The 14,830-nt window shown below is 74.3% G+C and carries 10 protein-coding genes; 5 read left to right on the top strand and 5 right to left on the bottom strand.

Going from position 1 to position 14,830, the window contains the following annotated elements:
* Positions 1 to 168: 168 nt before the first annotated feature.
* On the top strand, positions 169 to 2,961 hold the full coding sequence (locus tag RAN62_RS04275; protein ID WP_305783130.1) for a helix-turn-helix transcriptional regulator: 2,793 nt from the start codon (positions 169 to 171) through the stop codon (positions 2,959 to 2,961).
* A complete protein-coding gene (locus RAN62_RS04270; protein WP_305783129.1) occupies positions 2,958 to 6,437 on the top strand; it encodes a helix-turn-helix transcriptional regulator in 3,480 nt (1,159 codons plus the stop codon). The genes RAN62_RS04275 and RAN62_RS04270 overlap by 4 nt, the downstream gene beginning before the upstream one ends.
* Here RAN62_RS04270 and RAN62_RS04265 read toward each other — a convergent pair.
* Positions 6,348 to 7,691, bottom strand: coding sequence for a lysylphosphatidylglycerol synthase transmembrane domain-containing protein (locus RAN62_RS04265; RefSeq protein WP_305783128.1), 1,344 nt, complete (start codon positions 7,689 to 7,691; stop codon positions 6,348 to 6,350). The two genes, RAN62_RS04270 and RAN62_RS04265, sit on opposite strands and share 90 nt — an antisense overlap.
* A 218-nt stretch (positions 7,692 to 7,909) precedes the next feature.
* Positions 7,910 to 8,626 (bottom strand): Clp protease N-terminal domain-containing protein, encoded by a 717-nt coding sequence (locus tag RAN62_RS04260; protein WP_438874464.1) that lies wholly within the window; start codon positions 8,624 to 8,626, stop codon positions 7,910 to 7,912.
* A 117-nt stretch (positions 8,627 to 8,743) separates the two neighbouring features.
* Between RAN62_RS04260 and RAN62_RS04255 the strand changes: the two genes are divergently transcribed.
* The 3 genes from RAN62_RS04255 (at position 8,744) to RAN62_RS04245 (ending at position 13,185) form a co-directional block, all read left to right on the top strand.
* Positions 8,744 to 9,463, top strand: a complete 720-nt coding sequence (locus tag RAN62_RS04255; RefSeq protein WP_305783126.1) for an ABC transporter ATP-binding protein — start codon at positions 8,744 to 8,746, stop codon at positions 9,461 to 9,463.
* Entirely contained in the window at positions 9,460 to 10,722 is a 1,263-nt protein-coding gene (locus tag RAN62_RS04250; RefSeq protein ID WP_305783125.1) for an ABC transporter permease family protein, read from the top strand. The genes RAN62_RS04255 and RAN62_RS04250 overlap by 4 nt, the downstream gene beginning before the upstream one ends.
* 228 nt (positions 10,723 to 10,950) lie before the next feature.
* The gene (locus RAN62_RS04245) at positions 10,951 to 13,185 is read left to right on the top strand and encodes a putative bifunctional diguanylate cyclase/phosphodiesterase (RefSeq protein ID WP_305783124.1); all 2,235 of its coding nucleotides are present in this window, start codon (positions 10,951 to 10,953) and stop codon (positions 13,183 to 13,185) included.
* Here RAN62_RS04245 and RAN62_RS04240 read toward each other — a convergent pair.
* The 3 genes from RAN62_RS04240 to RAN62_RS04230 all read right to left on the bottom strand — a co-directional run bounded on the left by RAN62_RS04240 (position 13,115) and on the right by RAN62_RS04230 (position 14,804).
* The gene (locus RAN62_RS04240) at positions 13,115 to 13,366 is read right to left on the bottom strand and encodes a DUF3040 domain-containing protein (RefSeq protein ID WP_305783123.1); all 252 of its coding nucleotides are present in this window, start codon (positions 13,364 to 13,366) and stop codon (positions 13,115 to 13,117) included. The two genes, RAN62_RS04245 and RAN62_RS04240, sit on opposite strands and share 71 nt — an antisense overlap.
* Positions 13,367 to 13,413: 47 nt before the next feature.
* A complete protein-coding gene (locus RAN62_RS04235) occupies positions 13,414 to 14,358 on the bottom strand; it encodes an AraC family transcriptional regulator (RefSeq protein ID WP_305783695.1) in 945 nt (314 codons plus the stop codon).
* A gap of 206 nt (positions 14,359 to 14,564) precedes the next feature.
* Complete coding sequence (locus RAN62_RS04230) at positions 14,565 to 14,804, bottom strand: hypothetical protein (protein WP_305783122.1); 240 nt, start codon at positions 14,802 to 14,804, stop codon at positions 14,565 to 14,567.
* Positions 14,805 to 14,830 lie beyond the last annotated feature (26 nt).

Below are 14,830 nucleotides of genomic sequence, written 5' to 3'. Positions count from 1 at the left end.
CTCCTCCTTCTTCGCTCGCTCCAGACTGCCGCGCCGGGGCGGCGGTGTCATACGTCGGAAGACTGGTCACGACGACGGACAGCGTGTTCTGCATGACATGGCGCCCGGCCGGATCGCGGGCTTAGATCGAGGGCCAGAAGCGACGCATCAACCGACGAAGGGAGAGCAATGACCATCCGGATCACCGGCCGCGCGCCTGAGCTGGCACTGCTCGCCCAGGCCCGCGGTGCGGCCCTGACCAGCCCGCAGGTCGTGCTGATCACCGGCGAGGCCGGCGTGGGCAAGACGGCCCTCCTCCACCGGGCCGTCGCCGACGCCGCGGCCGCCGGCTTCCGCATCGTGACGGCGCCACCCTCAGCGTCAGTCAGTCTCTCCCCGGTGAGCGACTCACCTATGTCTACCGTCGCTGCCGCCCCGACGGCGCAGAGGACGGCCACCCACGACGTGCTCGAAGGGTTGCTGGCGGCCGGCACTCTCCCGACGTCCCTGCGCGCCCCGCTCGAGGAGTGGCTCGCCGGCGCCCCCACGGCCCCGGGACCCGTCCCTCTGCGGCTGGCGACGCTCGCGGTCGTGCTCCACCTGTGCCGCACGGCTCCCCTGGCACTCGCGGTCGACGACGTGGCCGAGGAGCATGCCGAGTCGATCCTGCTGCTGCAGTTCGTGGTCCGGCGACTGCGCCGCGAGCGCTTTCTTCTTCTGTACGCTGCCCGCAGCCTCACGGCGTTCGGACCGGTCGCCGCGGAGGTGACCGTGCTGGCCGTACCCCCGTTGCCTGAGTCCGCCGCGGCGGGGCTGCTCGACGCGTACCCGTCGGCGCCTACCGGCCGGGTCCGCGCGAGCATCCTGGAGCGGGCCGGTGGCAATCCGCTCGCGATTCGGGAGCTGGCCCGGCGCGCGGCCGGGACAGGTCCCACCGAGCCGCTGCCCGCCCTGCGTTTCCGCCTGACCGGCCCGCTGGCGCGCGCCTTTGCCCCGAGCCTGACCGAGCTGCCGGAGGCCACCCGGCGAGTGCTGCTGCACGCCGCCGCGGCCGACGACGACCCGCTGAGCAACGTACTCTCGGCGGCCGGTGGGAGCCTCGCGGACTGCGCGCCCGCCGAGCTCGCGGGCATGATCCAGGTCCTCGACGGACGGCTGACGTTCCGGCATCCGATGGTGCGCGCGACGTGTTACTTCACGGCCGAGCCGCGGGCGAGACAGGAGGCGCACTCGCGGCTGGCCGCGCTGCTCCCGGCCTGGAGCGGGCAGCGGGACTGGCACCTGGCCAACAGCGCGGCGGCGGCCGGTGACTTCATGGCGCTCGCGTTCGAGCGAGCGGCCGACGAGGCGGTCCGCGCCCGGCGGGGCCTGGAGACCGCGGGGTTGCTCCAGCGGGCGGCCGAGTGCAGCACCGACCCGCGCGAGGCCGCCCGGAGGTACGGGCGAGCGGCGCAAGAGGCGCTCCGCTGCGGCGACGTGGCGTGGTCGGCGGCCCTGTGGCAACGGGTCACCGAGACGACCGTCGACGACGTGACGGTGGGCACGGCCGCCACCGGACTCGGCAACGTGATGATGTTCCGGCCGGCGCCGCCCACCTTCGAGCTGGCCGACCGGCTGCTGAGCACCGGCGTGCCGCCGAAGCTCGCCATCGCCCTGGGCAACGTGGCCGCCCGGGTGGTGATCGCGGAGGGCGACCCGGCCGGGCTGACCCGCCTGCGCCGCATCCACACGCGGGTCGTGGAGCTCGCCGGGCCGGCCGAGATCCATCACGAGGCGCACCCCGCCGACGAGGCGCCCGCCCATCTCGCCATGCTGCACGCGATCGCCGATCCGGGCAGCTGGACCGCGCAATGGGGTCCCCTCGCGGCGTCGCCGATCCTGCGCACCCTCACCGGTGACGCCGAACGGTCGCGCCTGATGAGCGTCGGCGGGGTCGCGCTGGCGCTGGACGAGTCCGGCATTGCCCTGGACCACTACCGCCGGGCGCTGCACCGCGCCCGCGCCGACGGTTCGCTCGGGCTCACTTTGATCATCGCGGTGGCGCTGGCGGAGGTGCTCTTCGACCTGGGGCTGTTCGAGGAGGCGGAGGAGGTGCTCACGGAGGCCGACGAAGCCGCCCGGGCCGACAGCGTCACGGGGATCCGGCGCCGGCTGCTCGCTCAGCACGCCGCCCTGGCCGTACGCCGGGGCCGGCTCGACCGGGCCCTGCGGCTTCTGCGCGCTCTGGGTCCGGCGCGCCCGGACGACGACCGCATGGTTCGCATGCTCATCCATCGGGCCACCGGCCGCGTCGCGACGGCCGCCGGCGACCCGATCGGCGGCTGGAAACATCTGCGGCAGATCTTCGAGTCCGACGGAACGCCGCTGCACTATCTGTGGTGCTCGTGGACCGTGATCGAGGTGGCCGCCGCAGCCGTGGCGGCGGGTCAGCAGGCCGGGGCGTGGCGGCTGCTGCGGGCCGCCCGGGACAAGCAGTCGTGGCTCGGCCCGCGCCGGCGCTGGTCGTGGGACGCCGCCCTCGCGATGCTGGACCCGGGCGAGGACGGGAGCCGCCTGACCGAGCTGCTGACCACGCCGGGCCCGGCGGCCGACGGCCCCTACGACGTCGCGACCGTCGAGGTGCACCACGCCGACCAGCTGCGGCAGCGGCGCCGGCCCGCCGAGGCCCGGCCCTGGCTGCTCTCCGCCCTGGACACCTTTCTCAAGCTCGGCGCCACAGCGGAGGCCGACGCCGTGCGAGCCAAGGTGCGCGCCACCGGCGTGCGCGCGACGAGCACCGGCAACGCGGCCTTCGACGAGCTGACCGCGCAGCACCAGCAGATCGCCCGGCTCGCCGCCCGCGGACTGTCCAACAAGGCCATCGCCGGCCGCTTCGGGCTCTCCCCGAGGACGATCGGCTTCCATCTCTACCAGATCTATCCGAAGCTCGGCATCGCCCGCCGCGAGCAGCTGCGCGCCGTCGTCCCGCAGGAGGAGCGATGATCGGGCGCGACGACGAGCTCCGGCTGCTCGCCGCGGCGGTGGCTCCCGGACGTACGGACGGGACTGCCCTCGCCGTCGTGGCCGGCGGCGGCCTCGGCATGACCGCGCTGCTCTCCGCGACGGCCCGGGAGGCGGCGCGGCAGGGCTACCGCGTTGTGCAGGCCACCGGCTACCCCGACGAGCGGGAGCTGCCTGGCCTGGTTCTTCAGCAGCTGCTGCAGTCGCTGCGCCCGCTGGTCGCCGAGCTGCCTCCGGACGCGCAGCCGGCAGCGGCCGCCGCCGTGACCCTGAGCACCGGCGACGCCACGACGCTGGTCACCGGCGCCGAGAGCCTGCTGACTGCCCTGGCCTCCCACTCCCCCGTGGCCGTCGTGATCGACGACCTGCACTTCGCCGACGATCTCTCCCGGCAGGTGCTGCTGCGGCTCATGACGCACCTGCGCGGTCATCCGATCGTTTTCCTGCTGGGGGTACGCCCGGACGGCGCGGCGGGGCTCGGCCCGGTCCCGTCCCGGATGGTGCTGGCGCCGCTTCTGCCCGCGGACGCCGGCAGGCTGCTCGCCGCCCAACCCGGCTTGCCCCGGGGACGCGGCCGGCTCGACCTGCTCCGCCGGGCCGCCGGCCGGCCCCGGGCGCTCATCGATCTGGCCGCGGCGTTCGCGGGGGCGTCCGACCAGGACATCCGGCGGCTCGCGCCTGATCGGACGCTGCCGATGCGTCACCGCTACGCGAGCCGGTTCGCGGCGCTGCCTCCGGACACGTGGGAGCTGGTGCGGCTCGCTGCGGCCCGGGCCGGTGACGAGGACTTGACTGTGCTGGTCGCGGCCGCAAGAGCCAACGTGACGGCGAACAGCGTCGCGGCGAACGACGCCGGCATGGCGAAGAACGACGGCACGGCGACTGACGGTGGTGCGGCGACGGAACACGGCACGGCGAGCGGCGGCGGCGCGGCGACAGAACACGGCACGCTCGATGGCCGCGTGGCGACCGACAGTGCTGCGGCGGACGGCGGTGCTGCGGCGGACGGCGGGATGGCGGTGCTGGGGCCGGCCGTGGAGGCCGGGCTGCTGGAGGTGCAGGGCACGACGGTGCGGTTCAGCGATCCGCGGGCGGAGATCGCGGCGTACTTGTCGGTGCCCGCGGTGGATCGGGCGGCGCTGCACGAACGGCTCGCTGCGGTGCTGCCTTGCGGCTCGGCGGCGTACGCGATGCACGTGGCCTGCGCCGCGACCGGCTCGAGCGAGACGATCGCCGCGGATCTGCAGCAGGCTTTCGCCGGTGGGCCGGCGCTCGAGCGGGCCCGGGCGCTGCAACGGGCGGCCGAGCTGACGCCGGAGCCGGTCGCCGCGGCTCGGCGCTACGCCGGGGCGATGGCCGGCGCGGAGAGTGCGGGCCAGGCGACGTGGGTGCTGGATCTGTATGCCGAGGTTTGCCGGCTCGATCCGGCCACCGCGCGGATTCCGGGTGTGGTCCGGGCGGCGACGGCGGCCATGGTGCGCACCGGGCGGATCCGGGAGGCGATGGATCTGCTGCTCGACTGCGTACGCCATCGGGCGCCGGACAATCGGCTCGACGGGCTCATGGTGACGGCCACGGCGGCGTTCGTAGCCCGGGTCTCCGGGCTGGCCGAGCATCGGTCCGTCGTCGCCGATCTGCTCAGCCGCGCCGACGCCTTGCCGCTGGACCGGCCCGCGGAGCCGAGTGAGCTGTCCCGGGCCGATCTGCCGATGCTGCGCGCGTCGGCGGCCGCGGTTCTGGGGAGCCACGTGATGCATCTTCAGGTGCCCCGGCTGGCTGCGGAGCTAACACCCGGTTCGGTGCCGCGGGCCCTGCTGTTCGCGCAGGTCGCGGAGGCCGGGGGCGACACCGCGACAGCTCTGACGTTGCGTCTGCGTGCGCTGGAGGTGCTGCGGGACACGGGCGGCATGGCCGGGGTACCCGAGCTGTGGCTGACGTTGCTGACCAACCTCATCGACGCCGGAAGGTGGTCGGAGGCGGGCGTCCTGGTGGCCGAGGGCCGGCGGCTATGTGCGGGCGCTGATCTGCCGCTGCTGGAGCTCGAACTCGCCGCGGTGGAGGCGAATCTGCTCGGCGTGACCGGGGACGGTCCCCGCGCCCGGGAGCTGGCCGAGTCGGTGTGGGCCGCCGCCGACCTGCACCAGAACGGGCGCCTGCACGTGGTTCTGCGCCAAGCGCTGGGGCTGGCGGCCTTCGCGGAGGGGGACTTCGAGGCGGCATACAGGCACCATCGCCGGCTGTTCGCCGCGGACGGCACCCCGCTCGACGCCGACCGCTCGAGCGTGCTGCTGCTCGGCACTGCCCTGTGCGCGCCCCGCGCCGGGCGGACGGCGGAGGCGATCCGGCTGCTGGAGGCGTACGGGCCGCCGGACACCGTTCGCAAGCGCCTGGCCGTCGATCAGGTGCGCGCCCTGCTGATCGACGACGACCAGAGCGAGACCTTGTTCCGGCGGGTGATCGCCGATCCGCTCGCGGACACCTGGCCCTTCGACAAGGCCGTCGCCCGCCTCAACTACGGCAGCCGGCTGCGGCGCCACCGCCGGGTCGCCGAGGCCCGGGTGCAGCTCGCGGCGGCTCTCGCCGGGTTCGAAGCGGTCGGGGCGGCCCGGCTGGCGGAGTTCGCGCGCGCCGAGCTGTCCGCCGCTGGTGCGCCGCCGGTCTCGGACGCGGGGCCGGTGGGCGATTCTCCGGACGGTCGCTTGCGCGGAGGCCGATCGGGTGGTCGGTCTTCCTGGTCCGCCGCGGACAACGGGTCGATCGGAGCGGCGCCGGGCGACGGGCCGGCCGGAGCAGGACCAGGCGAAGGGCCGGCCGGAACCTCTTCGGGTAACCGGGCAACGGGCACCGGTCAGGGCGCCGCCGGGAGGGTTGGTCGGAGCGCGGGTGAGAGCACGAACGGTCCGGGCGCGGACGACCACACGGCCGGGCGGGGCGCTGGCGACACCTCGGGCAGTCCAGGCGCGAGCAAGCAGACGGCCGGGCGGGGCGCGAGCAGCAGCATGGCTTCTGCGGGCGCCGGCGACACCTCGGGCGGTCCAGACGCGGGCGACCAGACGGCCGGGCGGTTCGCGGGCGACGGTACGGGCGGTCGAGGCGCGGGCCATCACACGGCCGGGCGGGGCGTGGGTGGCGGCACAGCTCGGCGGGGCGTGGGTGGCCACACGAGCGGGCGGGGTGCGGGTGGCGGCACGAGCGGGCGAGGCGCGGGTGGCGGCACGGGTGGGCGGGGCGCGGGCGATGAGCCGACGCGACTTCGTCGGCGGGGCGGGGTCAGCGCGCTGAGCAGTCTTACCCCGCAGCAGCGCCAGATTGTTCGGCTGGCTGCTCGGGGGATGCGCAACCATGAGATCGCGGCGGAGTTGTTGCTGTCACCGCGGACGGTGAGTACGCATCTCTACCATGCCTTTCCGAAGCTGGGGGTGAGCAGCCGGCGTGAGCTCGGTGGTCTCTTCGAGTGAGGCGCGCTGCTCGTCCACGCACTCGGGCTGCCCGGCGGCCGGTTCGGTCGAGCGGCTGCGCAATGCCAGGTAGCCGGCCAGACCCAGGGGGAGCAGCAGCCAGAAGGACGCCAGCCGGTAGACCAGGACCACGGCGGCGGCCACCGGTTCCGGACAGCCGGCGGCGATCATGGCGGCCAGCATGCCCGCTTCGATCAGGCCGGTGCCGCCCGGGGTCAGGGGGATCTGGCGCAGTACCTGCACGGCGAGGTAGATGAGGCTCAGCTGCGCGCCGCTCAGCTCGGCGTGACACGCGGCTGCCGCGGCGATGAGGCACAGGAGGTTGGCCGCCCAGTTGACCAGGGCGACCACGAGCGTGCTCGCCCAGATGCGGGCGGGCACGGCGCGGACCTGGCGCCACGTCCCGCCGGCCGCCCCGAGCGCCCGGTCGAGCCTGAGACCGGAGGCCAGCCGGGCCGCGAGAGGCGAAACGCGCAGCCGGGTCGCGCAGGACGACACGCGGAGCCTGGTCGCCAAGGAAGAGACGCGGAGCCGGGCTACGAGGGACCGCGGGCGCAGTCGGGCCGTGAAGGGCGACATGCGCAGGCGGATCACGGAGGACGACACGCGCAGGCGGGTCGCGAAGGACGGCAGGCGCAGGCGGGTCACGGAGGACGGCACGCGGAGGCGGGTTGCGACGGACGGCTGGCGCAGGCGGGTTGTGAGGGACGGTGCGGGTGGGCGACGGGCGGCGATGGCGGCGCAGATCAGCACGGTGGCGAGTCCGGCCAGGGCGACGGGGTGACGCCAGATGTCGAGGCGGGTCCGGGGGACGGCGAGCCAGCTGGCGGCGTACAGGAGGATGAGCGTGACGGCCGACACCGCGCCGGAGAGCACGGTGACAGCGGCGGCGGTGCCGGGGGTGGCGCCGTGGCGGCGGAAGATTTGGAAGGTGAAGGCGGCTGAGATTGCGCCGCCCGCGGGGAGGGCGCCGCTGATTGCGGAGCCGGCCACCGTCATCGCCACCGCGGTGCGCCGTGGGAGCCGGACGCCGAAGCCGGCGAGCAACAGTCGCTGCTGCTCGCCCAGCGCGACCTGCGAGGCCAGGCCGGCCAGCACCGCGACCCGCACCCACCAGCCGTCGACCGTGCTCAGGGTGGTCAGCAGGTCGCCGGGATCGGGCAGCCGGTCGCGCAGGCCCACGAAGGCGGCTACGGCCACCGCCAGCCCGAGGGTGAGCTGCCACCAGCGGCGGGACGGTCGTTTCGAGGTCACGGGGCATCAGCCTGCCCGGTGACCTCGAACCCCCTCCCGCCCCGCTGCGAGCTTGTGGCGTTGCGCACCGTCGCCGTCACCCCGACGCAGCGGCGCCCGGTCACCGCCATCCGGACGCGAAGCCGCCCCAGCGCCATCGAGCGGACGGTGAACCAGCGCCCTCAAGCGGACGGGTGAACCAGCGCCATCAAGCGGACGGGGAAAAGGAGCGGCCTCCGTCAAGCGGAGACGGCGGGCTCGGCCGGAGCCTGGGCGACGAAACTCTCAGCCGCCGCCGCGTCCACCCCGAGGGCGGCCAGCACTCCGGCGCCGTTCTCCTCCTCGAGCAGCCCCAGCAGCACGTGACCGCTGCTGACCCCCTCGGCGCCAAGGCGGAGGGCGGCCCGGAAGGTGAGGTCAAGGGCCTTCTTAGCGCGGGCGTCGTACGGGATCAGGACCGGCTCGTCGTCCCCGCGGGCCGGCAGCGTCGCGACGACCGTGTCCCGCGCCTGGGTGGGGTCGAGGCCCTGCGCCCGCAGCGCCGCGGTCGCCGTGCCCTCGGTGCCGAGCAGGCCGAGCACGAGATGGGCGGGGATCATCTCGGCGTTGCCGGCCAGTTTCGCCTCGCTCATGGCGGCGACGACCGCGCTGCGGGCCGGCTGGGAGAACTTGCTGAAGCCGTGCGAAGGGTCGGCGTCGGGCTTGCCCACGAAGCGCTTCTGGGCGGCCTGCTTGGTCACGCCCATGCTGCGGCCGATGTCGGTCCAGGACGCGCCCGAGCGGCGGGCCTGGTCGACGAAGTGGCCGATGAGGTGGTCGGCGATCTCTCCGATATGGTCCGCCAGCAGCACCGCGTCGGAGAGGCGGTCGAGGGCGTCGGTGTTGTTCTTCGTGATGGCCGTGATCAGGTCGTCCAGCCTGACCGGCGGGGTCGTTTGCGTCATGCCGTCAACCATAGGTTGACGGGGCCGCATCGTCAACCAGAAGTTGACGACAGCCGGAACGGGAAGCCGGGTGGTCCCCCGAGGGCAGCGCGATCCCGGACACCCCTCGCCGTCGGCACAATCGAAGCCATGCCTGATCCGCTGATCGATGTCGCCGGCCTCACGAAGTGCTTCCCGGCGGCGGGCGGCGGTGACCCGGTGCCCGTCCTGCGCGGCATCGACCTCGCCGTGCCGCCCGGCGAGTTCCTGGCCGTCGTCGGGCCCAGCGGCTCCGGCAAGTCCACATTGCTCTACTGCATGTCGGGGCTCGAGCCGGCCACCACGGGCACGGTGCGCGTCCTGGGCCGGTCGCTCGGCGAGCTCAGCCGGGGTGCCCTGGCCACGCTGCGGCGCGATCACGTGGGGTTCGTCTTCCAGTCGTACAACTTGATTCCCGCTCTGACCGCCCGGGAAAATGTCGCCCTGCCCGCGCGGCTGGCCCGGCGCGGCATCGACGCGTCCCGGGTGGACCACGCGCTCGCGGAGGTGGGGTTGCGCGAGCGGGCGGGCTTCCGGCCGGCGGCGCTGTCCGGCGGGCAGCAGCAGCGGGTGGCGATCGCGCGCGTGCTCGCCCTGCAGCCGGACGTGGTCTTCGCCGACGAGCCGACCGGGGCGCTCGACACCGGGGCGGGCTCGCAGGTGCTCGACCTGCTGACCGGGGTCGCCGGGGCGGGCCGGTCGGTGATCATGGTGACGCACGACCTGCGGGCGGCGGCGCGGGCGGACCGCGTGGTGGTGCTGCGCGACGGGCTCGTCCACCGGGAGCTGGTCCGGCCCCGCGCCGAGGAGATCGCCGAGGCCGTCGAATGATCACGCTCGTCGTCGCCGGCTCCCGGATCTGGCTGGGCGCGCTGCTGATCGCCGCGGTCACCGCGGCGCCGGCCACCGTGGTCGCCGCCGGCTTCCGGACCGCGGTCGCGGTGGGCGGCACGACAGCCCTCTCCCTGTACGCCGTCGGCGGCACGATCACCGTCTTCGTCACCGTGACCGCACTCATCGTCCTGGGCTCGGTGGCCCGGCTGACGGTCACGTTGCAGGGCCGTTCCTACGCGCTCTGGCAGCTCGTCGGCATCCGCCCCGGGCTCGTCCGGCTCGTGGTGACCGCGCAGCTGCTGCTCGTGGCGGTGGCCGGGGCGGCGATCGGGTGCGCGGCGACCGTACCGGTGCTGGGGGTGCTCTTCCGCTCGGCGCTGGACCTGGAACGGCCGCTGCTCGGGCCGGTGGCGGCGGGCTCGGTGATCGTCTTCGTGGCCGCCGTGGTGCTGCTGGGCGGCGGGCGCAGCGCGGGCCGGGCGGCGCACACGCCGCCGATCCAGACGCTGCGCGAGCCGGAGCTGCCCGAGCGAGGCATGACGGCGGGCCGCTGGGTGACCGCTGCCGCCACGGCCGCCGTGCTCGCGGCCGTGCTGGCGAGCCTTCCGGGTACGGCTGACGACCGTCTCGGCGTACCCCTGATGCTGCTCGGGCCCCTCGCCGCGGGCCTGCTGGCGGCCCTCGGCCCGCTGGTCCTGACCCGGCTCCTGCGCGCGTGGACGGCGCTGGTGCCCGCCCGCGTGTCGGTCGCGTGGTGGCTGGCCCGGGAGACGACCGCCTTCCACGCCGGCCGCAGCACCGCGACGATCAGTCCGCTCATGGTGGCGATCGCCCTGGCCGGCGGTCTGTGGTCGGCCTCGGGCGGCAGTGTCACCCCGGCCACGGTGATCCTGCTGCTCGGCGGTCCGCTGCTGCTCGCCGTCCTGGGCGCCGCGACGACGATCTTCATGGCGAGCCGGAGCCGGGATCACGAGCACGCCCTCCTCGCGGCGGCCGGCGCGACCCCGGCGGTGATCCTGGGCGCGGCGGCCTGCGAGGCGATCATCTACGCCGGGACGGCTTTGCTGCTCGGGCTGGCCTGCGTGACCGTCACCGCGGTGGCCGGGGCGCTGGCGGCTGGGCACGCTCCGGCGTTCGGTCTGGGCGCGGTGCTGTCTGTCACGGGCACGGGCCTGCTGCTGACGCTCGCCGCCACGGTCCTGCCGACGGCCGCCGCCCTGCGCCAGGACGTTCCGCGCACCCTGGCGGCCGAGTAAGCCGGCCGACGGGTGCGGAGCGGGAGCGGGAGACGTTCCGCGCACCCTGGCCGCAGAGTAAGCCGGCCGACGGGTGCGGAGCGGGAGCGGGAGACGTTCCGCGCACCCTGGCCGCCGAGTAAGCCGGGCCGACGGGTGCGGGGCGGGTGCGGGACGGGAGCAAGGCTGCTCCGGGCTGTGGGCGGCGTCACGGAAGCCGAACATGCGGGCGTGTGGAGGACTTGGAGGTTGCCGCGGACCGCGGTGGTGCTCGTCGCGCTCACCGTGGCCGGGCAGGTCGCCGCCCTGCTGGACGGGGACCTGCGGGGCGTCGTGATGCTGCTGTCGCTGCTCGTGCTGGACGGCTTCGGGGCGGTCTACAGCGTCCGGGCGGCGCGGCGCGGGGCGTACCGGATGTCGTGGCGGCTGGCCGCCGCCGGGCGGGCCTTCTCCCTCAGCGCGACCCTGGCGTTCACCGCGCACGAGGTCACCGCCGGCCGCGCCTGGTGGTGGATCGGCGTCGCCGCCGGCCTGATCATGTTCGCCTGTCTGACCGCGGCCGCGCTGGCCACCTCGGCCCAGCGCCTCGACCGGGGCCTGCGGCGCGCGTTCGTGGCCGAGGTCGTCACCGTGTTCAGCAGCGGCTTCCTCGTGGTGTGGTACTTCGTGCTCGACCCGGTGCTGAGCCGCGGCGACGACGGTCCGGGGCTGATCTTCGAGGCCGGCTATCCGATCGGCAACCTGCTGCTGCTCGCCGCGGTCAGCGCCGTCCTCATGCGCGGCCCGGTGACCCGGCTGACCGGCCCGTCGATGCTGCTGCTGACGGGCATTCTGCTCTACGCCGCCGCGGACACGATCTTCTCCGCGATCCGGATCAACGGGGCGCAGACCAGCGGCTCGGCCGTGTCCAACGCCGCGCTGCTGCTCGCCTCGCTGGTGATGACGGTCGCCGCCGTACGCCAGGCCGCCGCCCCCGCCCCGGCCGACAATGGCACGGGCCGGGTCCCCGCCTGGTCCGCCCACGTCCCGTTCGTGGCCGTGGGCGCCGGCAACCTGCTGCTCGTGGCCGTGACGATCCACGAGAAGGTCTTCCTGCACTGGGGCGCGCTGACCATCGCCCAGGCCGTGACGACGTCCGCGCTCGCCCTGCGCCAGTGGTTCTGGCTGCAGGACAGCCGGCGCCTCAACGTCACCGACCGCCTCACCGGGCTCGCCAACGTCACCGGGCTGCAAAGAAGCCTCCAAAGCCTCAAGGACGAGCGGGCCGCGCTCATGCTGCTCGACCTCGACGGGTTCAAGCAGGTCAACGACACCCTCGGGCACGACGCCGGCGACCGCGTGCTCGTCGAGTTCGCCCGCCAGGTGCGGCAGTCCGTGCGCCGCGGCGACGTGGCGGCCCGGGTCGGCGGCGACGAGTTCGTGGTGCTGCTGCGCGACATCGACACGGACGCCCAGGCGACGGCCGTGGCCGAGCGCATCCTGACCGCCCTGCGCACCAGCCCGCTGGAGATCGACGGCCAGCAGGTCATCATCCGGTGCAGCATCGGGCTGGCCACCAAGGAGCCCGGCGACACCGCCCGCGAGCTGCAGCACCGCGCCGACATCGCCATGTACGAGTCGAAGCGCTCCGGCAGCCACGGCTGGCTCCGCTACGACCCGGCGATGGCCGACCGCCGCACCCGGGACGCGGCCCTGGCCGACGCGCTGGCCACGGCGGCCGGGTCGGCGGAGCTGAAGCTGGCCTACCAGCCGCTGGTCGACCTGGCCACCGGGCAGCCGGTCGGCGTGGAGGCCCTGCTGCGCTGGGAGCACCCGGTGCTCGGGGCGGTGCCGCCGGCCGAGTTCGTGCCGATCGCCGAGCGTACGGGTCTCATCGCCGAGCTGGGTCTGTGGGCGCTCGAGGAGGCGTGCCGCCAGGTGCAGCAGTGGCGCGCGACGACGCCCCTCTACGCGAGCGTCAACGTGTCGGCCCAGCAGCTGGAGCGGCCCGACTTCCCGGAGCAGGTCCGCGCGGTGCTGGACCGGACCGGCCTGCCGCCCGGCGCGCTGGTGCTGGAGATCACCGAGTCGGCGATCGTCGACGCGGCGGTGGCCGGGCCGGCGTGCGAGGCGCTCCGGGCGTACGGGATCCGGGTGGCCGTCGACGACTTCGGCACGGGCTATTCGTCGCTGCACCTGCTGTCCGACCTGCCGGTGGACATCCTCAAGATCGACCGTAGCTTCGTGGCGAAGCTCGACGGCACCACCCGGGGCGCCGGGGTCGCCGAGGCCGTCATCCGGCTGGCCGGCGTGCTCGGCCTGACCACCGTCGCCGAGGGCATCGAGACGGCCGCGCAGGTGGCGGAGCTGCAGATGCTGGGCTGCTCGACGGCGCAGGGTTACCTCTTCGCCCGGCCCGGGCCGGCGGAGGACTTCAGCCTTGCCCTTTCAGCACGCACGCCATCCCCACGAGCCACGGGAGGACCGCCAGCACCGCGCCCTTGACCCCGCCGAACGCCAGCATGCCCAGGGCGACCAGGCAGAAGCCGATGCCGATCAGCATCCGCGTGCGCCCCGGCTTGCGGTGCGGCTCCTCCTGGAAGGCCGAGGTGAAACCCGGATCCTCGTGGTGCAGCCGCGCGACGATGTCGTCGAAGCGCCGGGCGTCGTCCGGGTCCTGCGCCATGCCCACCTCGTCAGGAAATAAAGACCACAGCCCCCCTCGTCAAGAGGTCAAGACCGCAGCGTCGTGGAGGGGCTCACCCCGAATCTTGTACGGTACGCCGCCGCGAACCGCCCGAGGTGCGCGAACCCGCTCCGGTACGCCACGTCGGCCACCGTGGTGACCGACGGGTCGCAGTCGCGCAGCATGTCGTGCGACAGCTCCAGCCGCACGTCGCGCAGGTAGGCCATCGGCGTCGTGCCGAGGTGGCGCTGGAACGCGTACTGCAGGCTGCGCCGGCTGACCAGGGCGATCCGGGCCAGCTCCCCGATCGTGTACGAGCGTTGCGGATCCGCGCGCACGGCCTCGACCACCCGGCGCACCGCCCGGGGCGAGGCGGCCACCGCGCCGGCCCCGTCCAGCATCGGGCGGTACTGGTGCTGGCCGGCCAGCAGCAGCCCGGTGATCACGGAGTCGCGGAGCCGGTCGCCGACCTCGGGATGGTGCAGCAGGCTCTGCTGCTCGCGGGCGTCGGCGCTGATCAATTTCAGCAGTCGCAGCCAGCTGGCGCCCTCGCCCCGGCTCAGGTCGAAGGTGGGCGCGAACAGCACCCGTTGCCCGACCGGTGCGTCGAGCATCGCGGCGAGCTCCCGCTCCAGCGCGTCCTGCTCGATCTTGACAGCGAGCAGCTGGCAGTCGCCGCTCCAGCGTTCGAGCGTGCTCTCCCCCACGGGCTGGAAGACCGCGGCGCAGGTGGGTGTGGCCACGGACATCTCGCGGGGGGCCTGCCGCCACACCAGCTCGCCGGTGAGCGGCACGTCGACGTGGTAGGCGCCCAGGTCGCCGAAGCGCATCCGCACGTCGGCGCCGAAATAACAGTCGCCGACGGTCACCGCGTCGCCGGAGGCCACGTGGAACTCGGCCCGCCAGGGCGCCGGGGACAGCACGTCGACGGCGTGCGAATAGAAGTGGTCGCTGATGAGCGATCGAGCCTGATCGAGATCGGAGGTGGTCATGGTCACGGACTGCACTGTTCCAGCATGCCAGGCGGCCATCGCCCGCTTCCTTCCGTGGGACGAGAGTCCCGAAGGGCCCCGCATGCCACGCGGCTCGCGCGCTGAAACCCGGCGACGCATGATCCTTGTGGGACACCCGTTCGAGGCCGGAGCATACTCGCCGCCGGGCCGCTCAGGGGTGTCCCATGACAAAGCCGAATGGCAAATCAATCCGGGCGGTAGACCGACGTGTCGCCGGACGTCGCCTCCTCGTCGTACCCGGCGTGCGGGTTCACCGCCGGGCTGTCGCCGGCCTCGGCGCCCGCGAAGTCGCCCACGCCCGCCACGGACGGGTCGTCCCCGGAGGGCGCCGGCTTGGTCACGCTGTCACCCGGGCGGCGCAGGGAGGCCTCGTACGCGGTCGTGCCGTCCGGTTCATCCGTCGGGTGCCGATCATGTGTGGTCATGAGACGCCTCATTCCCCGCGCGGAGG

It is taken from the genome of Symbioplanes lichenis (assembly GCF_030709675.1).
GTDB classification, from domain to species: domain Bacteria; phylum Actinomycetota; class Actinomycetes; order Mycobacteriales; family Micromonosporaceae; genus Actinoplanes; species Actinoplanes lichenis.
This window is presented reverse-complemented; position numbering and strand designations above follow the sequence as displayed.

What these genes read in the sequence shown, in the direction of transcription:
- RAN62_RS04275 (WP_305783130.1), top strand. Translation starts at nt 169, where the DNA reads ATGACCATCCGGATCACCGGCCGCGCGCCTGAGCTGGCACTGCTCGCC.
- RAN62_RS04270 (WP_305783129.1), top strand. Translation starts at nt 2,958, where the DNA reads ATGATCGGGCGCGACGACGAGCTCCGGCTGCTCGCCGCGGCGGTGGCT.
- RAN62_RS04260 (WP_438874464.1), bottom strand. Translation starts at nt 8,626, where the DNA reads ATGGTTGACGGCATGACGCAAACGACCCCGCCGGTCAGGCTGGACGAC.
- RAN62_RS04255 (WP_305783126.1), top strand. Translation starts at nt 8,744, where the DNA reads ATGCCTGATCCGCTGATCGATGTCGCCGGCCTCACGAAGTGCTTCCCG.
- RAN62_RS04250 (WP_305783125.1), top strand. Translation starts at nt 9,460, where the DNA reads ATGATCACGCTCGTCGTCGCCGGCTCCCGGATCTGGCTGGGCGCGCTG.
- RAN62_RS04240 (WP_305783123.1), bottom strand. Translation starts at nt 13,366, where the DNA reads ATGGCGCAGGACCCGGACGACGCCCGGCGCTTCGACGACATCGTCGCG.
- RAN62_RS04235 (WP_305783695.1), bottom strand. Translation starts at nt 14,358, where the DNA reads ATGACCACCTCCGATCTCGATCAGGCTCGATCGCTCATCAGCGACCAC.
- RAN62_RS04230 (WP_305783122.1), bottom strand. Translation starts at nt 14,804, where the DNA reads ATGACCACACATGATCGGCACCCGACGGATGAACCGGACGGCACGACC.